Source organism: Stenotrophomonas maltophilia, from assembly GCF_023518235.1.
GTDB lineage: Bacteria > Pseudomonadota > Gammaproteobacteria > Xanthomonadales > Xanthomonadaceae > Stenotrophomonas.
Window position 1 is genome coordinate 2,484,750 of sequence record NZ_CP090423.1, and the last position, 24,079, is coordinate 2,508,828.

16 protein-coding genes and 5 tRNA genes are annotated in these 24,079 nt (G+C 64.2%); 1 reads left to right on the top strand and 20 read right to left on the bottom strand.

From position 1 onward, the window contains the following. Window positions 1-273: 273 nt before the first annotated feature. From rpoC to LZ605_RS11850, 15 genes are all read right to left on the bottom strand, one after another. Entirely contained in the window at window positions 274-4,494 is a 4,221-nt protein-coding gene (gene rpoC / locus LZ605_RS11780) for a DNA-directed RNA polymerase subunit beta' (protein WP_249841831.1), read from the bottom strand. A gap of 87 nt (window positions 4,495-4,581) precedes the next feature. After that, a complete protein-coding gene (rpoB, locus tag LZ605_RS11785; protein ID WP_107229954.1) occupies window positions 4,582-8,736 on the bottom strand; it encodes a DNA-directed RNA polymerase subunit beta in 4,155 nt (1,384 codons plus the stop codon). A 330-nt stretch (window positions 8,737-9,066) separates the two neighbouring features. Beyond that, the gene (gene rplL / locus LZ605_RS11790; RefSeq protein ID WP_057497299.1) at window positions 9,067-9,435 is read right to left on the bottom strand and encodes a 50S ribosomal protein L7/L12; all 369 of its coding nucleotides are present in this window, start codon (window positions 9,433-9,435) and stop codon (window positions 9,067-9,069) included. Window positions 9,436-9,498: 63 nt separating this feature from the next. After that, complete coding sequence (gene rplJ / locus LZ605_RS11795) at window positions 9,499-10,035, bottom strand: 50S ribosomal protein L10 (protein WP_005408203.1); 537 nt, start codon at window positions 10,033-10,035, stop codon at window positions 9,499-9,501. Window positions 10,036-10,421: 386 nt separating this feature from the next. Then, complete coding sequence (rplA, locus tag LZ605_RS11800; protein WP_004154350.1) at window positions 10,422-11,120, bottom strand: 50S ribosomal protein L1; 699 nt, start codon at window positions 11,118-11,120, stop codon at window positions 10,422-10,424. A gap of 4 nt (window positions 11,121-11,124) precedes the next feature. Further along, complete coding sequence (rplK, locus tag LZ605_RS11805) at window positions 11,125-11,553, bottom strand: 50S ribosomal protein L11 (protein WP_004145248.1); 429 nt, start codon at window positions 11,551-11,553, stop codon at window positions 11,125-11,127. A 295-nt stretch (window positions 11,554-11,848) separates the two neighbouring features. Continuing rightward, window positions 11,849-12,409, bottom strand: a complete 561-nt coding sequence (nusG, locus tag LZ605_RS11810) for a transcription termination/antitermination protein NusG (protein ID WP_004154362.1) — start codon at window positions 12,407-12,409, stop codon at window positions 11,849-11,851. A 10-nt stretch (window positions 12,410-12,419) separates the two neighbouring features. Then, entirely contained in the window at window positions 12,420-12,833 is a 414-nt protein-coding gene (gene secE / locus LZ605_RS11815) for a preprotein translocase subunit SecE (protein ID WP_107229953.1), read from the bottom strand. Window positions 12,834-12,882: 49 nt separating this feature from the next. Further along, window positions 12,883-12,958, bottom strand: a tRNA-Trp gene (locus tag LZ605_RS11820). A gap of 102 nt (window positions 12,959-13,060) precedes the next feature. Next, window positions 13,061-14,251: an elongation factor Tu gene (gene tuf, locus LZ605_RS11825; protein ID WP_057497303.1), complete on the bottom strand. Its 1,191-nt coding sequence runs from the start codon at window positions 14,249-14,251 to the stop codon at window positions 13,061-13,063. 41 nt (window positions 14,252-14,292) lie between these two features. Further along, window positions 14,293-14,368: transfer RNA gene (locus tag LZ605_RS11830), tRNA-Thr, on the bottom strand. 49 nt (window positions 14,369-14,417) lie between these two features. Next, window positions 14,418-14,491, bottom strand: a tRNA-Gly gene (locus LZ605_RS11835). 24 nt (window positions 14,492-14,515) lie between these two features. Further along, a tRNA-Tyr gene (locus LZ605_RS11840) sits at window positions 14,516-14,601 on the bottom strand. A gap of 137 nt (window positions 14,602-14,738) precedes the next feature. Then, window positions 14,739-15,755 carry an isoaspartyl peptidase/L-asparaginase family protein gene (locus tag LZ605_RS11845; RefSeq protein ID WP_249841832.1) on the bottom strand — a complete coding sequence of 339 codons (1,017 nt, stop codon included), beginning with the start codon at window positions 15,753-15,755 and terminating at the stop codon, window positions 14,739-14,741. A gap of 105 nt (window positions 15,756-15,860) precedes the next feature. Continuing rightward, complete coding sequence (locus tag LZ605_RS11850; protein WP_249841833.1) at window positions 15,861-16,880, bottom strand: cyanophycinase; 1,020 nt, start codon at window positions 16,878-16,880, stop codon at window positions 15,861-15,863. Between the two features lie 171 nt (window positions 16,881-17,051). On the opposite strand from LZ605_RS11850, the gene LZ605_RS11855 reads away from it, so the two are divergent. Beyond that, window positions 17,052-19,790: a TonB-dependent receptor plug domain-containing protein gene (locus LZ605_RS11855; protein WP_249841834.1), complete on the top strand. Its 2,739-nt coding sequence runs from the start codon at window positions 17,052-17,054 to the stop codon at window positions 19,788-19,790. Window positions 19,791-20,338: 548 nt separating this feature from the next. Here LZ605_RS11855 and ychF read toward each other — a convergent pair. From ychF to LZ605_RS11880, 5 genes are all read right to left on the bottom strand, one after another. After that, window positions 20,339-21,430, bottom strand: a complete 1,092-nt coding sequence (ychF, locus tag LZ605_RS11860) for a redox-regulated ATPase YchF (RefSeq protein ID WP_249841835.1) — start codon at window positions 21,428-21,430, stop codon at window positions 20,339-20,341. A gap of 117 nt (window positions 21,431-21,547) precedes the next feature. Continuing rightward, window positions 21,548-22,126, bottom strand: coding sequence for an aminoacyl-tRNA hydrolase (gene pth / locus LZ605_RS11865; protein ID WP_049395820.1), 579 nt, complete (start codon window positions 22,124-22,126; stop codon window positions 21,548-21,550). A gap of 48 nt (window positions 22,127-22,174) precedes the next feature. After that, on the bottom strand, window positions 22,175-22,789 hold the full coding sequence (locus tag LZ605_RS11870; protein ID WP_107229949.1) for a 50S ribosomal protein L25/general stress protein Ctc: 615 nt from the start codon (window positions 22,787-22,789) through the stop codon (window positions 22,175-22,177). A gap of 110 nt (window positions 22,790-22,899) precedes the next feature. Further along, entirely contained in the window at window positions 22,900-23,859 is a 960-nt protein-coding gene (locus LZ605_RS11875; protein ID WP_005415400.1) for a ribose-phosphate diphosphokinase, read from the bottom strand. Between the two features lie 140 nt (window positions 23,860-23,999). Further along, a tRNA-Gln gene (locus LZ605_RS11880) sits at window positions 24,000-24,076 on the bottom strand. Between the last annotated feature and the right edge of the window lie 3 nt (window positions 24,077-24,079).

A 24,079-nucleotide genomic window follows, 5' to 3' on the forward strand; every position in this document is an offset into this window, starting at 1 on the left:
TTCTGATTGGTGGCCGGAAAATCCGACCAGAGATGCGGAAATGTTAAAGCAGGCCGAAATTTTGGCCTGCTGAGACAGACGATTGTAGCAACCTGCCAGGAAAGCAGTCAAACGCCTCCTGTCAAGCCCGTCCCTGATCCCGGAACGTTACTGGGGGGCCTCCATGTACCCCGTTCAGGTTGGCGGGGCGAACCGCGATCGGTCCACCCTGCCCTGTCCTTGGCCCGATCGGTGTGGTCGAGCAAGCTCGACCCTACCGGCCGGACCGGTGTTTCAGTCTTCCGAAGCCTGTTCAGCTTCCACTTCGGCTGCCGGTGCCTCGACCGCGGCCGGGGTGCCGGCCAGGGTCTGCATCTCCGACTCGGTGAGACCGGACGCGCCACGACGGCGGTTGCTGTGGTACGCCAGGCCGGTACCGGCCGGAATCAGGCGGCCGACGATGACGTTTTCCTTCAGGCCACGCAGGTTGTCCGAGGTGCCGCGGACGGCCGCTTCGGTCAGCACGCGGGTGGTTTCCTGGAAGGACGCCGCCGAGATGAACGACTCGGTCGCCAGCGAGGCCTTGGTGATACCCAGCAGCACCGGATCGAACTGGGCCGGCAGCTCGTTGCGGGTCGACAGGCGCGCATTCTCCTCGATCACGCGCTGACGCTCCACCTGTTCGCCGTTCAGGAACTTGCTGCTGCCCTGATCGGTGATCTCGACCTTGCGCAGCATCTGGCGGGTGATCACCTCGATGTGCTTGTCGTTGATCTTCACGCCCTGCAGGCGGTACACGTCCTGGATTTCCTTCACAAGGTAGGCCGCCAGCGGCTCGACACCCAGCAGGCGCAGGATGTCCTGCGGGCTCGGCTCGCCGTCCACGATGGTTTCACCCTTGGTGACATGCTCGCCTTCGAACACGATGACCTGGCGGTACTTCGGAATCAGCTCTTCGTGCTCCGAACCATCGGTGTCCTTGATGATCAGGCGCTGCTTGCCCTTGGTGTCCTTGCCGAAGCTGATGATGCCCGAACGCTCGGCCAGCACCGCCGGATCCTTCGGCTTGCGCGCTTCGAACAGGTCGGCCACGCGCGGCAGACCACCGGTGATGTCGCGGGTCTTCGATGCTTCCTGCGGGATCTTGGCGACGACGTCGCCCACGCCCACCGGGGCGCCGTCCTGCAGGTTGACGATCGAGCGCGGCGGCAGCAGGTACTGCGCCGGCAGATCGGTGCCCGGGATCGACAGGTCGTTGCCCTTGGCATCGACGATGCGCACCAGCGGACGCAGATCCTTGCCCTGCGAACCACGACGCTTCGGATCGGTGATCTCACGCGACGCCAGGCCGGTCAGTTCGTCGGTCTTCTCGATGACGGTGATGCCGTCGATGAAGTCCACGAAGCGCACGAAACCGGCCACTTCGGAAACGATCGGGTGGTTGTGCGGATCCCAGTTGGCCACGGTCTGGCCAGCCTTGACCGCTTCGCCGTCCTTGGAGGTGATGTTGGCACCGTAGGGCAGCTTGTAGCGCTCACGCTCACGGCCGTGCGCGTCGAGCACCGAGATTTCGCCCGAGCGCGACACCGCCACCAGCGAGCCATTGGCGTGCTCGACCGACTTGAGGTTGTTGAACTTGACCGAACCGGTGGTCTTGACCGTGATGTTGTCGACCGCAGCCGCACGCGACGCCGCACCACCGATGTGGAACGTACGCATGGTCAGCTGGGTACCCGGCTCACCGATGGACTGGGCGGCGATGACGCCGACCGCTTCACCGATGTTGACCAGGTGGCCACGGGCCAGATCGCGGCCGTAGCAGCGACCGCAGACACCGAAGGCCGATTCGCACGAGATCGTCGAGCGGACCTTGATGCTCTGCACGCCGGCATCTTCCAGCTTGGCGACCCAGGCTTCGTCGAGCAGGGTGTTGCGGGTCACGATCGGATCTTCGTCGTTGCCCGGCAGGAACACGTCCTCGGCAACCACGCGACCCAGCACGCGGTCCTTCAGCGGTTCGACCACGTCACCGCCTTCCACGATCGGGGTCATGATCAGGCCTTCGGTGGTACCGCAATCCACCTCTGTGATCACCACGTCCTGCGCCACGTCGACCAGACGACGGGTCAGGTAACCCGAGTTCGCGGTCTTCAGCGCGGTATCGGCCAGACCCTTACGGGCACCGTGGGTGGAGTTGAAGTACTCCTGCACGTTCAGGCCTTCGCGGAAGTTCGCCTTGATGGGCGTCTCGATGATCGAGCCGTCGGGACGCGCCATCAGGCCACGCATGCCGGCCAGCTGGCGGATCTGCGCCTGCGAACCACGCGCACCGGAGTCGGCCATGATGTACAGCGAGTTCATCGACTTCTGGTCGATGGTCTCACCCTTGGCATTGACCACCTTCTCGGTACCGATGGTGTCCATCATCGCCTTGGCGATGCGCTCGTTGGTGCGCGACCAGATGTCGACCACCTTGTTGTAGCGCTCGCCGGCGGTGACCAGGCCCGACTGGTACTGCTCCTGGATTTCCAGCACTTCGGCTTCGGCCTCGGTGAGGATGCCCTTCTTCTCGTCCGGGATCAGCATGTCGTCGATGCCGATCGAGACGCCGGCGCGGGTCGCGTAGGCGAAGCCGGTGTACATCAGCTTGTCGGCGAACACGACCGTGTCCTTCAGACCCAGCTGGCGGTAGCTGGAGTTGATCAGGCGGCTGATGTTCTTCTTGGTCAGCTCGGTGTTGGCCAGCGCGAACGGCAGGCCTTCCGGCAGGATTTCAGCCAGCAGGGCGCGACCGATCGTGGTGTCCACGATCGAGGTCTTGTTCTGCTTGTTGCCTTCCTCGTCGGTCACCACTTCGGTAATGCGGACCTTGACGCGTGCGTGCAGTTCCACCACGCGGTTGTCGTAGGCGCGCTTCACTTCGGCGATGTTGGCGAAGGCCATGCCCTCGCCCTTCTTGTTTTCCAGTGAGCGGGTCATGTAGTACAGACCCAGCACGACGTCCTGCGACGGCACGATGATCGGCTCGCCGTTGGCCGGCGACAGGATGTTGTTGGTGGACATCATCAGCGCACGCGCTTCCAGCTGGGCTTCCAGCGAGAGCGGCACGTGGACGGCCATCTGGTCACCGTCGAAGTCGGCGTTGAACGCGGTGCAGACCAGCGGGTGCAGCTGGATGGCCTTGCCTTCGATCAGCACCGGCTCGAACGCCTGGATGCCCAGACGGTGCAGGGTCGGCGCACGGTTCAGCATGACCGGATGTTCGCGGATGACCTCTTCCAGGATGTCCCAGACTTCGGCTTCTTCGCGCTCGACCAGCTTCTTGGCGGCCTTGATGGTGGTGGCCAGGCCACGACGCTGCAGCTTGGCGAAGACGAACGGCTTGAACAGCTCCAGCGCCATCTTCTTCGGCAGACCGCACTGGTGCAGGCGCAGGTACGGACCGACCACGATGACCGAACGGCCCGAGTAGTCGACGCGCTTGCCCAGCAGGTTCTGGCGGAAGCGACCCTGCTTGCCCTTGATCATGTCGGCCAGCGACTTCAGCGGGCGCTTGTTGGTGCCGGTGATGGCACGGCCACGACGGCCGTTGTCCAGCAGCGCATCGACCGATTCCTGCAGCATGCGCTTTTCATTGCGCACGATGATGTCCGGCGCGCTCAGTTCGAGCAGGCGGCGCAGGCGGTTGTTGCGGTTGATGACGCGGCGGTACAGGTCGTTCAGGTCGGAGGTCGCGAAGCGGCCGCCGTCCAGCGGCACCAGCGGACGGAGGTCCGGCGGCAGCACCGGCAGCACGGTCATGACCATCCACTCCGGACGGTTGCCCGATTCCAGGAAGGCTTCGATCAGCTTGATGCGCTTGGTGAGGCGCTTGAGCTTGGTTTCCGAACCGGTGGCGGCGATTTCCTCGCGCAGGCGGGTCATTTCCGACTGCAGGTCGATGGTGCGCAGCAGTTCGTACACGGCCTCGGCGCCCATGGCGGCATCGAAGTCGTCACCGTGCTCCTGGCGGGCCTGCAGGTACTGTTCTTCGGTCAGCAGCTGGCGGCGCTCCAGGGCGGTCAGGCCCGGCTCGGTCACCACGTAGGCTTCGAAGTACAGCACGCGCTCGATGTCGCGCAGGGTCATGTCCAGCATCAGGCCGATGCGCGACGGCAGCGACTTCAGGAACCAGATGTGCGCGACCGGCGACGCCAGGTCGATGTGGCCCATGCGCTCGCGACGCACCTTGGCCAGGGTCACTTCGGTGCCGCACTTTTCGCAGACCACGCCGCGGTGCTTCATGCGCTTGTACTTGCCGCACAGGCACTCGTAGTCCTTGACCGGCCCGAAGATGGCGGCGCAGAACAGGCCGTCACGTTCCGGCTTGAAGGTACGGTAGTTGATGGTTTCCGGCTTCTTCACTTCGCCGAAGGACCACGAACGGATCAGGTCCGGCGAGGCCAGCGCGATCTTGATCGCGTCGAAGTCCAGCGTCTGGCGCTGCTGGTTGAAGAGGTTGAGCAGGTCTTTCATGGTGTTCTCCAGAAGGAGGAATGCTGTGTCGATGGGCTTTCAGGTCACTGCCAGCGGCGCGGCGGCGGACCGCCGCGCCGGCATGGATCAGTTGTCTTCCAGTTCCATGTTGATGGCCAGCGAGCGGATTTCCTTCACAAGCACGTTGAAGGATTCCGGCATGCCCGCGACCATCTCGTGCTCACCGTCGACGATGTTCTTGTACATCTGGTTGCGGCCCTGCACGTCATCGGACTTCACCGTCAGCATTTCCTGCAGGGTATAGGCCGCGCCGTAGGCTTCCAGCGCCCAGACTTCCATTTCACCGAAGCGCTGGCCGCCGAACTGCGCCTTGCCGCCCAGCGGCTGCTGGGTGACGAGCGAGTACGGGCCGGTCGAACGGGCGTGCATCTTGTCGTCGACCAGGTGGTTCAGCTTCAGGTAGTGCATGTAGCCAACGGTGGTGTGGCGATCGAAGGCTTCACCGGTGCGGCCGTCGTACAGCTGGGTCTGGCCACTGCTCGGCAGGTCGGCCAGTTCCAGCATGCGCTTGATTTCCGCTTCGGTGGCACCGTCGAACACCGGGGTTGCCATCGGCACGCCGTCGGTCAGGTTGCGGGCCAGGCGCAGCAGTTCCTCGTCGCTGAACTGCGACAGGTCGACACGGTTGGCCACGTTGGTGTCATCGTGGTTGTAGATGTCGTCCAGGAACTTGCGCAGGTCGGCCACGGCCGCCTGGGCTTCCATCATCGCCTGGATCTTGCGACCCAGACCCTTGGCCGCCCAGCCCAGGTGCACTTCCAGGATCTGGCCGATGTTCATACGCGACGGCACGCCCAGCGGGTTCAGCACGATGTCCACGGTTTCACCCGAGGCCATGTACGGCATGTCCTCGACCGGCACCACGTTGGACACCACACCCTTGTTACCGTGGCGGCCTGCCATCTTGTCGCCCGGCTGGATGCGGCGCTTCACGGCCAGGAACACCTTGACCATCTTCAGCACGCCCGGGGCGAGGTCGTCGCCGGCGGTGATCTTGCCGCGCTTGTCAGCGAAGCGACGCTCGAATTCCTTCTCGTGCGCCTGGATCTGCTTCTGCGCGCGCTCGATGGCTTCCGACGCATCCTCGTCCTTCATGCGCAGGGCGAACCAGTCGGCCTTCTTCAGGCCGTCCAGGAAGGCGTCGGAGATCACGTCGCCCTTCTTCAGGCCGGCACCACCGTTGACCACCTTGCCCACGATCTGCGAACGCAGACGCATGTAGATGGCCGCTTCCAGGATGCGGAACTGGTCGTCGAAGTCCTTCTTGACGCGCTTGATTTCAGATTCTTCGATCTGACGGGCGCGCTTGTCCTTCTCGATGCCATCGCGGGTGAAGACCTGCACGTCGATGACGGTGCCGTCCATGCCCGGCGGAACGCGCAGCGAGCTGTCCTTCACGTCCGAAGCCTTCTCGCCGAAGATCGCGCGCAGCAGCTTCTCTTCCGGGGTCAGCTGGCTTTCGCCCTTCGGGGTGACCTTGCCGACCATGATGTCGCCGGCGCGGACTTCGGCACCGATGTACACCACGCCGCTCTCGTCCAGGCGGTTCAGCGCCTGCTCGGAAACGTTCGGGATGTCGGCCGAGATTTCCTCCGGCCCCAGCTTGGTGTCACGCGCGACGCAGGTCAGCTCTTCGATGTGGATCGTGGTGTAGCGATCCTCTTCCACCACGCGCTCGGAGAGCAGGATGGAGTCTTCGAAGTTGTAGCCGTTCCACGGCATGAACGCGATCAGCATGTTCTGGCCCAGGGCCAGTTCGCCGATGTCGGTGGACGGACCGTCGGCCAGCACGTCGCCGCGGGCGATGACGTCACCCACCTGGACCAGCGGACGCTGGTTGATGCAGGTGTTCTGGTTCGAGCGGGTGTACTTGACCAGGTTGTAGATGTCCACGCCGGCGTCGGTGGCGCCAACGATTTCTTCCTCGTTGACCTTGACCACGATGCGGGCGGCGTCGATCTGCACGATCTCGCCACCACGGCGGGCGTTCACGGTCACGCCGGAGTCACGCGCCACGGCGCGCTCGATACCGGTACCGACCAGCGGCTTCTGCGCACGCAGGGTCGGCACGGCCTGACGCTGCATGTTGGCGCCCATCAGTGCGCGGTTGGCGTCATCGTGCTCCAGGAACGGAACCAGCGCGGCCGCGATCGACACGGTCTGCATCGGCGAGACGTCCATGAAGTGGACTTCCGCCGGCGGCTTCAGCAGCGATTCGCCCTGGTAACGGCAGGGGACGAACTGCTCGGTCAGCACGCTGTTTGCGTCGGTCAGCGCGTTGGCCTGCGCAATGACGTACTCGTTTTCTTCGATGGCCGACAGGAACTCGACTTCGTCATAGACCTTGCCGTCCACGACCTTGCGGTACGGGGTCTCGAGGAAACCGTACTGGTTGGTGCGGGCGTACACGGCCAGCGAGTTGATCAGGCCGATGTTCGGGCCTTCCGGGGTTTCGATGGTGCAGACGCGGCCGTAGTGGGTCGGGTGCACGTCGCGCACTTCGAAGCCGGCGCGCTCACGGGTCAGACCGCCCGGGCCCAGGGCCGAGACGCGGCGCTTGTGGGTCACTTCCGACAGCGGGTTGTTCTGGTCCATGAACTGCGACAGCTGCGAGGAGCCGAAGAACTCCTTGATGGCCGCGGCGACCGGCTTGGCGTTGATCAGCTCCTGCGGGGTCAGGCCTTCGGACTCGGCCATCGACAGGCGCTCCTTGACCGCGCGCTCGACGCGGACCAGGCCCACGCGGAACACGTTCTCGGCCATTTCGCCGACCGAACGCACGCGACGGTTGCCCAGGTGGTCGATATCGTCGACCACGCCGCGACCGTTGCGGATCTCGGTCAGGACCTTGATCACGTCCAGGATATCGGAGCTGTCGCCATGGGCGGCGACCAGGCGCTTGGACTCTTCGTCGTTGCGCTCACCGAAGTACTTGCTGTCGTACAGCACGGCTTCGCCGGTGGTTTCCTTGCGGCCCACGCGACGGTTGAACTTCATGCGGCCGACCGCGGACAGGTCGTAGCGCTCGAAGGTGAAGAACAGGTTGTGGAACAGGTTCTGCGCGGCATCCTTGGTCGGCGGCTCGCCCGGACGCATCATGCGGTAGATCTCGACCAGGGCTTCCAGCTGGGTCTTGGTCGGATCGATGCGCAGGGTGTTGGACAGGTACGGGCCACGATCCAGGTCGTTCACCCACAGGGTGCCCACCGCATCGACGCCGGCCTTGCGGAAGTTCTGCAGCTGCTCGTCGCTGATCTCGTCGTTGGCCTGGGCCAGCAGTTCGCCGGTCGAGGCATCGACCACGTCGTGCGACAGGATGCGGCCGACGATGTAGTCGTCCGGCACGGCCAGGGCGGCGATGCCCGAGGCTTCCAGCTGCTTGATGTGGCGGGCGGTGATGCGCTTGCCGGCTTCCACGATGACCTTGTCGCCGTCGGCGAGGTCGAAGCCCAGGGTTTCGCCACGCAGGCGCTCGGGCACCAGCTCCAGCTGGACGCCTTCATCCGGGTTGATGTGGAAGGTGTTGATCTCGAAGAACTCGGCCAGCATCTCTTCGTTGCTGTAGCCGAGCGCGCGCAGCAGGATCGACACCGGCAGCTTGCGGCGGCGGTCGATACGGGTGAACAGCGCGTCCTTCGGGTCGAACTCGAAGTCCAGCCAGGAGCCGCGGTAAGGAATGATGCGGGCGCTGTACAGCAGCTTGCCCGAGCTGTGGGTCTTGCCACGGTCGTGGTCGAAGAACACGCCCGGCGAGCGGTGCAGCTGCGAGACGATGACGCGCTCGGTGCCGTTGACGATGAAGGTGCCGTTCTCGGTCATCAGCGGGATTTCGCCCAGATAGACCTCCTGCTCCTTCACGTACTTGATGGCCTTGGTCGACGACTCGCGGTCGTAGATCACCAGGCGCACGGTGACGCGCAGCGGGGCGCCGTAGCTCATGCCGCGCTGGCGGCATTCACGTTCGTCGAAGACCGGTTCGCCCAGCTTGTAGCCGACGTATTCCAGGGCAGCATTGCCGCTGTAGCTGGCGATCGGGAAGACCGACTTCAGCGCAGCGTGCAGGCCGTGGTCCGTGCGCTTGGCCGGATCGACGTTTTCCTGCAGGAATTCACGATAGGAATCCACCTGGATGGCGAGCAGGAACGGCACTTCGAGAATCGAGCGCTGCTTGCCGAAATCCTTGCGGATACGCTTTTTTTCGGTGAACGAATAGGACGTCATGAGGTCTTCCACCTTGTTGTGCGGGCCGTGCGTCCACGACCCTGAAGGGAACTTGAAATTGTCAGTTGGAAGTCGCTGGTATTGCCGGCACCAGCACGCCTTCTCCCGCTACTTCCAACTGCCAACTCGTCTGCTACCACTCCCCCGCTGCCGCGCTCTGCGCTGGCCGGCCGGGGTCTGACCGCAGCCCGTGTTGGGCTTTTTGCTGCTTTTGAAACAGTCGACCAACAGTCGACTCTACCGACACCGCAACAACGACCAAAGGCCGGGGGCTTACGCCCCCAGCCTTGGCTGCATCGCCGTGAATCGATGACGACGCAAGGGAAGTGCTTACTTGACTTCGACAGTCGCGCCAGCAGCTTCCAGGTCCTTCTTCATCTTCTCGGCTTCGTCCTTCGAAGCGGCTTCCTTCAGGACGCCACCGGCTTCGGCCAGGTCCTTCGCTTCCTTCAGGCCCAGGCCGGTGATGGCGCGGACGGCCTTGATGACTTCGACCTTCTTCTCGCCGGCAGTCTTCAGGGTGACGGTGAATTCGGTCTGCTCTTCAACAGCAGCAGCCGGGCCGGCGGCAGCAGCCACGGCAACCGGAGCAGCGGCGGAGACGCCGAACTTCTCTTCGATGGCCTTGACCAGCTCCATCACTTCCATCAGGGACTTCTCGGCGATGGCGTCGACGATCTGTTCGTTGGTAAGGGACATGATAAATACCTTTGGATGATTTTCTGGGTTGAGGTTCCGTCAGGAACCACGGTAAGTCGAAACTCAGGCGGTCTCGGCGGCCGGCTCGGCAGCGTCGGCGGCGACGTCGCCACCACCCTGCTTCTCGCCAACAGCCTTGATCGCGCGGGCGAACATCGTGACCGGCTCGGTCAGGACGCGGGCCAGCATGGCCAGGGCCTGATCGCGGGTCGGCAGCGAGGCCAGCACGTCAACGTGGCTTGCCGGGAACACTTCGCCACCGATGGCGACGACCTTAGCCTTCAGCTTGTCGTTGCCCTTGGCGGCTTCCTTGATCAGGCGACCGGCAGCGCCGGGCTCCTCGAGCGAGAACGCGTACAGCAGCGGACCAACCATCTGGTCCTGGGCGACTGCGAACTCGGTGCCTTCAACGGCGCGCGAAGCCAGGGTGTTCTTGACAACCTTCAAGAAAACACCGGTTTCACGAGCCTGCTTGCGCATCGCGGTCATCTGGGCGACCGTGGTGCCAGCGTATTCGGCTGCGATCAAGGAGTGGGCCTTGGCGGCGACGTCTGCCAGCTCGGCGACTACTTCTTGCTTCTGGGACAGATTGAGAGCCATTGCACTCCTCCTATTGAACTCCGCTTACGGCTCCTGCCGTGTGCGGTCCTGTGCGGCATCCGTCCTGGACGCCGGGAACATCGGGATGATGTTCCGGGGGTGGGCCGTTCTAGACCTGGAGTGGGCCAACCTGGGAAACCCAGACGTGCGTGAACCAGAAAAACTCCAGAAGGGCACCATCTACGCAGGGTGATTCCGGGGAATCGATTAAGCGCTCATGACTGCTCCGGCGGCGACTCCCTGCCAGATCGAGCTTCCGTGCCCGTCGCCGGTATTGCCACGACCGCGCCTGCGGTCTTTGACGGCTACCGCCGGCGATGTACTGCCTGCGATGCCTTCAAATGTCACGGTCACGGCACCCAAGGCACCGTGACCGCTTGAAACAATTACTTCAGGGTCAGCGACGACTGGTCGACGGTGACGCCCGGGCCCATCGTCGAGCTGACCGAAACCTTCTGCAGGTAGGTGCCCTTCGAGGTGGCCGGCTTGGCCTTGATCAGGTCCAGCAGCAGCGCGGTCAGGTTCGACTTCAGCGCGTCTTCGGCGAAATCGGCCTTGCCGATGGTGCAGTGGATGATGCCGGCCTTGTCGGTGCGGTAACGGACCTGACCCGACTTGGCGTTCTTCACCGCTTCACCCGGGTTCGGGGAAACGGTGCCGACCTTCGGGTTCGGCATCAGGCCGCGCGGACCCAGCACGGTGCCCAGCTTACCGACAACGCGCATGGCGTCCGGGGTCGCGATGACGACGTCGTAGTTCAGATCGCCGGCCTGCATCTTCTCGGCCAGGTCATCCATACCGACGGCTTCGGCGCCAGCGGCCAGGGCTTCGTCAGCCTTGGCACCGGCCGGAGCGAACACGGCGACGCGGACCGACTTGCCGGTACCAGCCGGCAGCACGGTGGAGCCACGGACCTGCTGGTCGGACTTCTTCGCATCGACGCCCAGGCGCACAGCAACGTCGATCGACTCGACGAACTTGGCCTTGGTGGCGCTCTTCAGGATGTTGATCGCGTCCTCGAAGGCGTATGCCTTGCCCGGAACGACGGCGGCCTTGATGGCCTTCTCACGCTTGGTCTGTGCCATCTTATTAACCCTCCACCACGAGGCCCATGGAACGGGCAGAGCCAGCGATGGTACGCACGGCGGCGTCCAGGTCGGCGGCAGTCAGATCCGGTTCCTTCGCCTTGGCGATCTCTTCCAGCTGCTTACGGGTGACCTTGCCGACCTTCTCGGTGTTCGGGCGCTTGGAGCCCGACGAGATGCCAGCGGCCTTCTTCAGCAGGGTGGTGGCCGGGGTGCTCTTGGTGATGAAGGTGAACGTACGGTCCGAGTAGGCCGTGATGATCACCGGAACCGGCAGACCCGGCTCGAGCTTCTGCGTGGCAGCGTTGAACGCCTTGCAGAATTCCATGATGTTCAGACCACGCTGACCCAGCGCGGGACCGACCGGCGGCGAGGGGTTGGCCTGACCGGCCTTCACCTGCAGCTTGATGTAACCGACAACTTTCTTTGCCATGTGAGTGCTCTCCGGGTGCTAGCGCCTTTCGACAACAGGCTCCCCATCGGACCGGGAATCACGCGTCCCGGCATCGCGTTTTGAAATCATGCCGAAGGCCACCTCGCGGCGGCCTCGTCCTGCCAGCATCCCAGCAGGGAGCCGCGAACTATAACAGGTTTTTTCTTCACATGCCTGAAGCGGCACATAAACGAAGGAAACCGGGCGATGCCCGGTTCCTTCTGTAGAGTCGAGCCATGCTCGACTGCGCGGCATCCGGAGCCAGGAGTCGAGCATGGCTCGACTCTACAGGCGGTCAGACGGCCTTTTCGACCTGGCCGAACTCGAGCTCGACCGGGGTGGCACGACCGAAGATCAGCACCGAGACGCGCAGACGGCTCTTCTCGTAGTTGACTTCTTCGACGACGCCATTGAAATCGTTGAACGGGCCGTCGGTGACGCGGACCATCTGGCCCGGCTCGAACAGCACCTTCGGGCGCGGCTTCTCGACACCCTCCTGAACGCGATTCAGGATGGCTTCGGCCTCGGAATCGGCGATCGGCAACGGACGGTCGGCGGTGCCGCCGATGAAGCCCATCACACGCGGGGTTTCCTTCACCAGGTGCCAGCTTTCGTTGTCGATGCGCGGAATGCCGGCTTCTTCGTGGGTCTCGATCTGGACCAGCACGTAACCCGGGAAGAACTTGCGCTCGGAGCGGCGCTTCTGGCCAGCGCGCATCTCGACCACTTCTTCGGTCGGGACCAGGACGTCGCCGAAGCGCTCTTCCATGCCGTCACGGACGATGCGATCGCGCAGAGCCTGCGCCACCGACTTCTCGAAGCCCGAATAGGCGTGAACGACGTACCAACGCTTCATGCAAATCTCCTTAGCGGCTCAGGAACAGCTGAACCAGCCACTGAATGACGTAATCGAACCCACCCAGCAGCAGGCTGAGAATGGTTACCACCACCATCACGACCCAGGTCATGCGGATGGCTTCCTGGCGCGTCGGCCAGACCACCTTGCGCAGTTCGAAACGCGACTCGGAGAGGAATTCGCGGGTGTCGCGCCCCTTGCCGGTCAGCATGAACACGCCGATACCGCCAACCAGGCCGACCACAACCGCCAACGCACGCAACTGACCGGCCCACGCACCCAGCTGGGCGGCGCGACCGGAGTCGGCGGAGAACCAGAACCAGACGAACAGACCGGCCAGCACCAGCAGCGATGCGGCGACATACTTGACGATATCCCCGCCCGTGGCGGAGGTGTCCTTGGAGTGTTCGATCTTGCTATTCATCCGGCTGTGTCTGCTTTAGCGGCCCAGGCCGCTGGATAAGGTGGGCAGATGGCACGCCAGGAGGGACTCGAACCCCCAACCTGCGGTTTTGGAGACCGCTGCTCTGCCAATTGAGCTACTGGCGTACGTTTGAAACTTGCCTTCCCTTAGACGGCGAAGGCGGACCGAGGTTCCCGGCCCGCCATTCGCGTAACCGGCGGCGCTATGCAACCACCGGTACTGCAGGCTTACTCGATGATCTTCGAGACCACGCCGGCGCCGACGGTACGGCCGCCTTCGCGGATGGCGAAGCGCAGACCTTCGTCCATTGCCACCGGGTTGATCAGGGTGACTTCCATCTTGATGTTGTCACCCGGCATCACCATTTCGACGCCTTCCGGCAGCTTGGCAGCGCCGGTGATGTCGGTGGTGCGGAAGTAGAACTGCGGACGGTAGCCGTTGAAGAACGGGGTGTGACGGCCGCCCTCGTCCTTCGACAGGACGTAGACTTCGCCTTCGAACTTGGTGTGCGGCTTGATCGAACCCGGCTTGGCCAGAACCTGGCCACGCTCGACGTCGTCACGCTTGGTGCCGCGCAGCAGCAGACCGGCGTTGTCGCCTGCCTGGCCCTGGTCCAGCAGCTTGCGGAACATTTCGACGCCGGTCACGGTGGTCTTCTGCACCGGACGGATACCGACGATTTCGATTTCGTCGCCGACCTTGATGATGCCGCGCTCGATACGACCGGTCACCACGGTGCCGCGGCCCGAGATCGAGAACACGTCTTCCACCGGCATCAGGAACGGCTTGTCGATCGCACGCTCCGGCTCCGGAATCCAGGTGTCCAGGGCATCGACCAGCTTCAGGATGGCCGGCACGCCGATGTCGCTCTGGTCGCCTTCCAGCGCCAGACGGGCCGAACCGGCGATGATCGGGGTGTCGTCGCCCGGGAACTCGTACTTGCTCAGCAGTTCGCGCACTTCCATCTCGACCAGCTCGAGCAGCTCGGCGTCGTCAACCATGTCGGCCTTGTTCAGGAACACGACGATGTACGGCACGCCGACCTGACGCGACAGCAGGATGTGCTCGCGGGTTTGCGGCATCGGGCCGTCAGCGGCCGAGCACACCAGGATCGCGCCGTCCATCTGGGCGGCACCGGTGATCATGTTCTTGACGTAGTCAGCGTGGCCCGGGCAGTCAACGTGGGCGTAGTGACGGGTCGGGGATTCGTATTCGACGTGCGCGGTCGAGATCGTGATACCACGAGCCTTTTCTTCCGGCGCGGCGTCGATGGCGTCATATGCCTTGAACTCGCCACCGAAGCGCTCGGCACCGATCTTGGTCAGTGCGGCGGTCAGCGTGGTCTTGCCGTGGTCGACGTGACCGATGGTGCCGACATTGACGTGCGGCTTGGTGCGCTCGAACTTACCCTTGGCCATGGCTGCTTATCTCGAATTCGTCTGAGAGGTGATGCTTAAGATGGTGCTCACGAAAGGAATCGAACCTTCGACCTCTTCCTTACCAAGGAAGTGCTCTACCGACTGAGCTACGTGAGCCGAGTTTTGCATTATGACATGAACTCGATAAGATTCAAAGTTCATTCAATGGAGCGGGAGACGGGAATCGAACCCGCACCATCAGCTTGGAAGGCTGAGGTTCTACCATTGAACTACTCCCGCGCCGGGAATGTCACAACGTGAAACTGGTGGAGGGAGGTGGATTCGAACCACCGAAGGCGTAAGCCAGCAGATTTACAGTCTGCCCCCGTTGGCCGCTTGGGTATCCCTCCTTACCACCCCATTCCGTTGCCGCCGAAGCGTTGCGGTGTGTGGTGGTGAGCCGCTTATTCTGCTGATGGGACGGATGCCTGTCAACGCTTTTTTCCATCTTTTTCACACGTTGTCGCAAACCCATTGATACGCAAGGTTATTGCCCGGGGACCGGCAGGCTCTCGCTGGCGAAAATTGCGACATGCGGGACACCGTCGGCGCCGATCCAGCCCCGATACATGCCCTGGGTGTTGAAGGGCGTGGCCATTTTTCCGTCTGCCGCGAGCACGATCGCGCCGCCGTCGCCGCCCATCTGCGGAATCGTCTCGTTGATCACGCCCTTGCCGGCCTGTTCCGGGGTCTGCCCCTGGTAGCGCATGCGGGCACAGATCTCGTGCGCGGCGGCCGTGCGGATGTAGTACTCGCCCCAGCCGGTGCCTGATACCGCGCAGCGCGCATCGGCCCATGTGCCGGCACCGATGATCGGCGAGTCACCCACCCGTCCATAGCGCTTGTTGGTCATGCCGCCGGTGGAAGTGCCTGCTGCGAGCTGCCCCTGCGCATCCAGCGCGACCGCTCCGACGGTACCGAAGTGTCTTGCGGTCTCCAGATCGGCGTGCGCCTGGCCGCTGGCCTCTTCCTTCAGTGCACGCTGCAGCTGCTGCCAGCGCTTTTCGGTGCGGAAGTAGGACGGATCGACCAACACCGTGCCCTGCTCCACTGCGAACGCCTCGGCACCCTGCCCGACCATCATCACGTGCCTCGACTTCTGCATGACCGTCTGCGCCAGCAGGATCGGGTTGCGCACCCGCTGCACGCCGGCCACCGCGCCGGCGGCCTGGGTGGCACCGTCCATGACCGCAGCATCCAGCTCGTTGCGGCCGTCATGGGTGAACACCGCCCCCTTGCCGGCATTGAAGGTGGGATCGTCCTCAAGCACGGTGATCGCCGCCGTGACTGCGGCCAGCGCCGGACGGCCGGCGGCCAGTTCGGCATGGCCCTTCAGCAGCGCGGCACGCAGCGCCTCGCGCGCGGCCTTCTCTTCGGCCGGTGACAGATCCTTGCGCTCGACACCGGCACCGCCATGGATGACCAGCAGCGGCGAAGCCGCCGGCGCGGCCTGGGCCAGCAGCGGCAGGGACAACAGCGCGGACAGCGCAAGGCGCAGTTTCATCGGGTACGTCTCCAGCAGAACGAGGGAATGGATTGCAGGGTAATGCCGGCCGCTGGCCGGCAAGGGGCGCATCAGCGCAGGCGAGTTGCCGGCCAGCGACCGGCACTACCGACGGGTGAACTCAAGCTCGCCGTCATTGATGTCGGCCACCGCCTGGTAATCGGCATCGGCCTCGAAGTCATCCAGCCGCATGCGGCTGCCGCTGGCAACCACCGTCACCGGCACCGCATGGAAGCGCAGTGGCTCGCCCTGGACCAGCCGGTCGGCATCGCGACCGGGGCTGACCACCCAGACCTTGCCCTCGCCATCAGCGCTGTAGACCTGGGCCTGGCCATCGGGCTCCACGCACAGGGCAGTATCTTCGTCCACGCCGATGCCGACGATGCCGGGGTCACCACTGTCCTGCGCGGCGCGGGCCACGAACACGATCAGGCGGCCGAGCCGGTCACGCTTGTCGAAGTGGGTGTCGGTGACCACGCGCTGGAGGTAGGGCATCTGCAGGAAACCATGGTCCAGGGTGACCGCGCTGCCCATGGGATCGGCCAGTGCACCGGCCGAGGTGATGCTGCCACCATCGAGCGCGCCATAGGCATAGCCGCCGAGGATCGCCAGGCCGGCACTGGTGCCGGCGATCGGCTTGCCGGCACGCACGTGTGCATTGAGCGCACGGTTGAGCGCGGTGCCCTTCCAGAAGCGGATGTAGCGCGACTGGTCGCCACCGGCGATGAAGATGGCATCGGCCGCCGCCACCACGCGCAGCACGGCCGGATCGTCGGCGCCCCGGCGGCTGTCGAAGACCAGGGTCTGCACGGCGGTGGTGCCGCCGATGTCGTGGTACAGCCGGTCCTGCAGTTCATCGCTGCCGGAGGCGCGCAGGATCAGCACGCGGCCGTTGCCGGCCTGCCGCAACCACCACTGGAAGGCATCGGGCACCCACTCCCCACCGCCCATCAGCATCATGGCCGGGGCGCGCGGGCCGGGCCGCGGCGCGTCCAGATCGCCCACTTCGTAATACGCAAAGCCGGGACCGTGCAGGTCCTGCGCGGACGTGGCCAACGGCCAGGCCAACACCAGGACCACCAGACAGGTGATCGGGGCAAACCAGGCCTGATGGAGGCGTCGCATCTTGATCTCCCTGAACAAAATCGACCTGCAAGCGTTTTCATTCTTTGCCAGATGGACACCCAGTAGTCAAGAGCATGAAAAAGGCGTTAAATGCGCGCGCCCATTGCTGAAACATGAATGGGGGACAGGGGCCCCTCCTCTGCGGGCCGGCATCATTTTTGAGAATTCCTCATGCGTAGACAGGCGATGGCGTGGTCGATCCAGCTGGCGTTGATGGGCGTGGCTGCTTCCGCGGCGGCCCAGGCACCGGCTTCCTCTTCGGTTCAACAACTGGACGCGGTGCAGGTCACCGGCTCGCGCATTCCGCGCGCCCAGGTGGAAGGCCCCGCACCGATCACGGTGATCAATGCCGAGCAGATCCGCTCCAGTGGTTTCACCAGCGTGCCGGACGTGCTGCGTGCGATGACCCAGAACGGCGGTGAGACACAGAGCCAGCAGTCGTCCAGCGGCGCCGACTTCTCACCCGGCGCACAGCAGGTCGATCTGCGCGGGCTGGGCCCGAACCACACCCTGGTGCTGGTCAATGGCCGCCGCATCGCCGACTTCCCGATGCCGTTCAAGGGCCGCAGCAACTTCACCGACGTCTCCAACATCCCGCTGGGCATGATCGAGCGCATCGAAGTGCTGACCGGCAGCGCTTCGGCCATCTATGGTTCGGATGCGATCGCCGGCGTGGTCAACTTCATCCTGAAGAAGAAGGCCGACGGCACCACGGTTGACCTGCGCATGGGCACCACCACCGAAGGCGGTGGCGAGTCGTTCGACATGAGCATCGCCAGTGGATTCAGCCACGGCGGCTTCAACGCCGTGTACAGCGTCGAGCTGCAGTCGCAGACCCCGTTGTGGGCCTACCAGCGCGACATCCAGGATTCGACCCAGGACGGTCCCACCGAAGGTTCGCGCATCGGCCGTCGCGCCTACCTGCGTACCGACTACAACGATGACTACCTCGACCCGAGTGCCGCCACCTGCGATGCGCTGGCCGCGCAGAACCAGGGCAGCACCTACCACGCCTACCGGCCGCGCTACGGCTACTACTGCGGCAGCGACGCATCGATCGGCTACGGCACCATCCTCAACAAGCGCCGCGGCGCCAACGGCTATGCGTCGCTGAGCTACGACTTCGACAACGGCCAGCAGTGGTTCGCCGATGTGCAGCTGGGCTACCACACGCTGTCGCTGATGCGCGACGTCACCTCGTGGGGCCGCATGGACGCCAACGGCGATGAGTCGGGCTACTTCAACAACGAAGCCACCGGCGAGATCGAGTTCTGGCAGCGGCAGTTCTCGCCGGAGGAAATGGGTGGGCTGCGCAACGCCATGGTGCGCAGCACGCAACGCACCTTCAGCGTGACCACAGGCTTCAAGGGCAATCTGGCCGGCAACTGGGACTACGAAGCAGCACTGAGCCATTCGCAGTACCAGTCGCGGATCAGCTGGGCGCAGATCGTCGCCGCCAAGGCCAATGACCTGTTCCTGGGCGCGCAGCTGGGCAAGGATGATGAAGGCTTCCCGATCTACAACGCCGACCCGTCGCGCTTGTACCGGCCGCTGACCCGCGACGAGTACGATTCGATCGCCGCGCGCACCACCTACACGCCGAAGTCGCGCACGGAGACGGCGGCCTTCACCCTGACCAACAGCGCACTGTTCGGCCTGCCTGGCGGTGATGCCGGCTTCGCGGCCACCGTGGAAGTGGGCCAGCAGGCGTACTCGCTCAATCCCGATCCGCTGGCGACGCAGTACTACTACTACAGCTGGAAGGATTCGGACGGCAAGGGCTCGCGCAACCGCTGGGCCACCGCCGCCGAGCTGCGCATGCCGCTGCATGAGACGGTGAACCTGAGCGTGGCCGGCCGTTACGACCAGTACCGCTATTCCGGCCACACCATCGGCAAGGCGACCTGGAGCGGCGGCCTGGAATGGCGCCCGATCGATACCCTGCTGGTGCGCGGTTCGTACGGCACCGCGTTCCGGGCGCCGGACCTGCACTACGTGTTCGCAGGCCCGGGCAACGATGAGACCAGCGCTGAAGATCTGTACACCTGCCGCCTGGAAGAGGCCAGCGACTGTGCCGACTACGAGCGCGATCTGGTCCGCAGCCGCACCGGCAACCGCCAGCTTGATCCGGAAACCAGCACCTCGTGGAGTGCCGGATTCGTCTGGTCGCCGGCCATCGGCCTGGACCTGTCGGTGGACTGGTTCGACATCGACATGCGCAACCAGGTGCAGGACATGGACGTGCGCACGATCCTGGCCAATGAAGCCAACTGCCGCCTTGGCAGCGCAGACATCAGCTCGCCGACCTGCGTCGACGCGCTCGGCCGCATCACCCGTACCGCCGACGGCCGCCTGTACGGCGTGCGCGTGGAGCCGATCAACGTGGCCCGCGAGTCCACCTCCGGCATCGACGTCGGCCTGCGCTACCGCCTGCAGACCGGTATCGGTGACTTCATCCTCAACGGCACCCATACCTGGGTGAAGAAGCACGACTTCCAGCGCTTCGCTGGCGATGTGACCGAGGACCAGTTCGCGGTCAACAGCGGCTTCGATATTCCCCGCACCAAGACCAGCCTGAGCGTGACCTGGAAGAAGGCCGCGTGGTCGGCCACGGTTTACGGCTCGCGCCTGGGCAAGCTGCCGACTTCGGACAGCTACGACCAGGTGTTCGACTGGGACAGCGGCGACAGCCCCTACATCAAGGCAACCTACCGCTACAACGCATCGGTGCAGTACCGCTTCGACGACCATTCACGCCTGTCGCTGTCGGTGGTCAACGTGTTCAACAAGATGCCGCCGAAGGACCTGACCTATACGGCCTATCCGTACTACGACGTGTCCTGGTTCGACAGCGTCGGCCGCACGATCAATCTGCAGTACACCCACAAGTTCGGTGGCAGCGCGCTGTAAGCGCAGGCTGCAACGCAGGACATGGAACGCAGGGCCCGCCATTGGCGGGCCTTGTTCGTTTCGGCGGTGGTGCAGGCCAACCAAGGCTGGCCACTACCGGGGCATGCCGGTTTTCCACACACCGCGTGGAAAGCGATGGGAACTTGGTGTGGACAAGTGGGCGCGAGCGTTGTCGCACAAGCGGTTGCAGGCGTGGTTATTTTTTGTCCAGACCCACGGTTGTTTTCCACACGCCGCGTGGAAAGCGATGGGAACTTGGTGTGGACAAGTGGGCGCGAGCGTTGCAGCGCAGGCGTTCCCGGGCGTGGTGAAAATTTGTCCACCACGTGCTGTGCCAACCAAGGTTGGTACCTACCAGACAGATGCTCCTTGGTTTTCCACACCGGGCGTGGAAAGTGGTGGGGGTTTGCTGTGGACAAGGGTTCGCGAGTCTTGCGGCGCAAGCGTTTCAACGCATGGTTATTTTTTCGCCAACAACCGACAGGGGACCAGAAACGCGGACGCCCCGCGCAAGGCGGGGCGTCCGGGGTCGATCCGTTGCCGCTGGATCAGACGTTGAAGCGGAAGTGCAGGATGTCACCTTCCTGCACGCGGTACTCCTTGCCTTCCAGGCGCAGGCGACCGGCTTCCTTGGCACCCGCTTCGCCCTTGTACTTGATGAAGTCGTCATACGCGATGGTTTCGGCGCGGATGAATCCCTTCTCGAAGTCGGTGTGGATGACGGCGGCGGCCTGCGGGGCGGTAGCGCCCTTGCGCACGGTCCACGCGCGGACTTCCTTCACGCCGGCGGTGAAGTAGGTCTGCAGGCCCAGCAGGCTGTAGGCCGCGTTGATCACGCGGTTCAGGCCCGGCTCGCTCAGGCCCAGGTCGGCCAGGAAGGTATCGCGGTCTTCGTCATCGAGCTGGGACAGCTCTTCTTCGATCGCAGCCGACACCGGCACCACCTGCGCGCCTTCGGCGGCGGCGTGCGCGCGCACGGCTTCCAGGTGCGGGTTGTTCTCGAAGCCGTCCTCAAGCACGTTGGCGATGTACATCACCGGCTTGAGGGTCAGCAGGAACAGGTCGCGCACCAGCGCCTTCTCTTCCTCGTCCAGGCCGACCGAACGACCGGACCTGCCGTCGGCCAGCGCCGCCTGCAGCTTGACCAGCACCGGCTTGCGCGCGGCCGCATCCTTGTCGCCACCCTTGGCTGCGCGCTCGGCACGGTTCAGTGCCTTCTCGACGCTGTCCAGGTCGGCCAACGCCAGTTCGGTATCGATGGTTTCGATATCCGAGATCGGGTCGACCTTGTTATTGACGTGGATGACGTCGGCGTTCTCGAAGCAACGCACCACGTGGGTGATCGCATCGACTTCACGGATGTGTGCCAGGAACTTGTTGCCCAGGCCTTCACCGCTGGCGGCACCGGCCACCAGGCCGGCGATGTCGACGAACTCGACCGCGGTCGGGATGACCTTCTGCGGGTTGATGATCGCCGCCAGCTCGTTCAGGCGCGGATCCGGCACCGGCACGATGCCGACGTTCGGCTCGATGGTGCAGAACGGGAAGTTCGCCGCGGCGATACCCGCCTTGGTCAGCGCGTTGAACAGGGTCGACTTGCCGACGTTGGGCAGGCCGACGATGCCGCATTTGATACCCATGGGTGACAGCTCTCTGGGGTGAAAGTGATTGGAGAAACAGCGCGCGCGCTGCTTGGCCAATCCATCTCGGTGTCGATCATTGTGTGCCAACCAAGGTTGGCACCTACCCAAAGCGGGTTATTTCGGGGTGTGCAGCCGCTTCATCGCTTCGCTGAAATCGCCCTGCACGGCCAGCGGCAGCACGTCGATCGCATCGTCGATGGCGCGCGCGATCAGCACGTCGTCTTCCTTGGACGGGCGACCGAGCACCCAGCCCACCACGCGGTCCTTGTGGCCGGGATGGCCGATGCCCACGCGCAGGCGATGGAACTTGCCGTGGCCGAGCAGGCGGATGGTGTCGCGCAGGCCGTTCTGGCCGCCGTGGCCGCCGTCAAACTTCAACCGCGCCACGCCGGGCGCCAGATCCAGTTCGTCGTGGGCCAGCAGGGTTTCCTCCGGCTCGATCTTCCAGAACCGCTGTGCGGCGGTGACCGACTTGCCGCTGAGGTTCATGAAGGTGGCGGGCTTGAGCAGCCACACCGTCTGCCCGGCAATCTCGACCTTGGCGGTCTCGCCGAACAGTTTGCTGTCCACATTCCATCGCGCACCGGCTTTTTCCGCCAGGGCCTCAACGAAATGAAACCCGGCATTGTGCCGGGTCCGGGCGTGTTCCGATCCGGGGTTGCCCAGACCGACGATCAGTCGCAGTCCTGCCATGGTTCCTTCCAGCACGGTGCCTGCCCGAAGGCAGGCACCGTAGCGGTATTACTCGGCAGCCGCTTCTTCGTCGGCCGCGTCGGCCTTGCCGGCCTTGGCGGTGACGATGGCGTCGTCGTGGTCCTTGCCCAGCGCCAGGGCCGGGATTTCCACGCCCTTCGGCAGCTTGATGTTGGACAGGTACACCACGTCACCGGCCTTCAGCTCGCCCAGGTCGACTTCGATCGACTCCGGCAGGTCCTTCGGCAGGCAGGTGATGGTCACTTCCTTCAGTTCGTGGGTGACCACGACGTCGGCAGCCTTGCCGGCCGGCGAGGTGTCTTCGTTGACGAAGTGCAGCGGGACCGAAGCGGTCAGGGCTTCGTTCTCGTTCACGCGCTGGAAGTCCAGGTGCATGATCAGCTGCTTGTACGGGTGGCGCTGCATGTCACGCAGCAGGACCTTCTGCACCTGGCCGTCCAGGTTCAGGTCCAGGATCGAGGCATAGAACCACTCGTTCTGCTGGGCCAGCCAGATTTCGTTGTGGTCCAGGCTGATGGCGACCGGCTCGGCGTTGCCGCCGTACACGATGGCCGGGATCACACCGGCGTGACGCAGGCGGCGGCTCGCACCCTTACGCTGCAGTTCACGCTTGGTGACCTTGATTTCATGGGTCTTCGACATTTTCGACTACTCAGGTTGTTGCCGCGCCTTGCGGCGTGGCGGTTGAAGATGCTTCCGCGACCAGAAGCATCCGGGGTATGCCCCCACCGTTGCCGGCAGGGGCGAAAAACTCAATCGACGTACAGCGAGCTGACCGACTCGCCGAAGGCGATGCGGCGCATCGTTTCGGCCAGCATTTCCGCCACGCTCAGCTGGCGGATCTTGCTGCACACGCGCGCGGCGTCCTTCAGCGGGATGGTGTCGGTCACCACCAGTTCGTCCAGCTGCGAGTTGGTGATGTTGTCCACCGCCGGGCCCGACAGCACCGCGTGGGTGCAGTAGGCGGCGACCTTGAGCGCACCGCGCGCCTTCAGGGCAGCGGCAGCGGCGCACAGGGTGCCAGCGGTATCGACGATGTCATCGACCATCACGCAGGTCTTGCCTTCGACGTCACCGATGATGTTCATCACGGTGGAGACGTTGGCGCGCGGGCGGCGCTTGTCGATGATCGCCAGGTCGGCGTCATCCAGGCGCTTGGCCACGGCACGGGCGCGGACCACACCGCCCACGTCCGGCGACACCACGATCAGGTTCTCGGTGCCGTAGGCGCGCCAGATGTCGGCCAGCAGCAGCGGGGACGCATACACGTTGTCCACCGGAATATCGAAGAAGCCCTGGATCTGGTCGGCGTGCAGGTCGACGGTCAGCACGCGGTCAGCGCCAGCGGTGCTGAACATCTTCGCCGCCAGCTTGGCGGTGATCGGCACGCGTGAGGAACGCATGCGGCGATCCTGGCGCGAGTAGCCGAAGTACGGCACCACGGCGGTCACGCTGGCCACCGATGCGCGCTTGAGCGCGTCGATCAGCACCAGCAGTTCCATCAGGTTTTCCGCGCTCGGCGCGCAGGTCGGCTGGATCACGAACACGTCCTGCTTGCGGACGTTCTCTTCGATTTCCACCTGCACTTCGCCATCGGAGAAGTGCGAGACCAGCGCCTTGCCCGGGCGAACCCCCAGTTCCTTGCAGATGTTCTGCGCCAGACGTTTGTTGGCGTTGCCGGAAAAGACCAGCAGGTTCGGGGACTCTTGCATCATGATTGTCTCGGGCGGGGACGAGTGGCGGGGATCCGGAGTCGGCAAGGACCCCGGTGGACCCTTGCTGCTGACAACACCGCGGTTGTTTCCACGTCCCGCGCGGGCGATGCGCTGGAAGGCGCGGACACAGCCGCTATTGGCAGGGGCGGTAGGATTCGAACCTACGAATGCCAGGATCAAAACCTGGTGCCTTGGGCCTCTTGGCGACGCCCCTGCA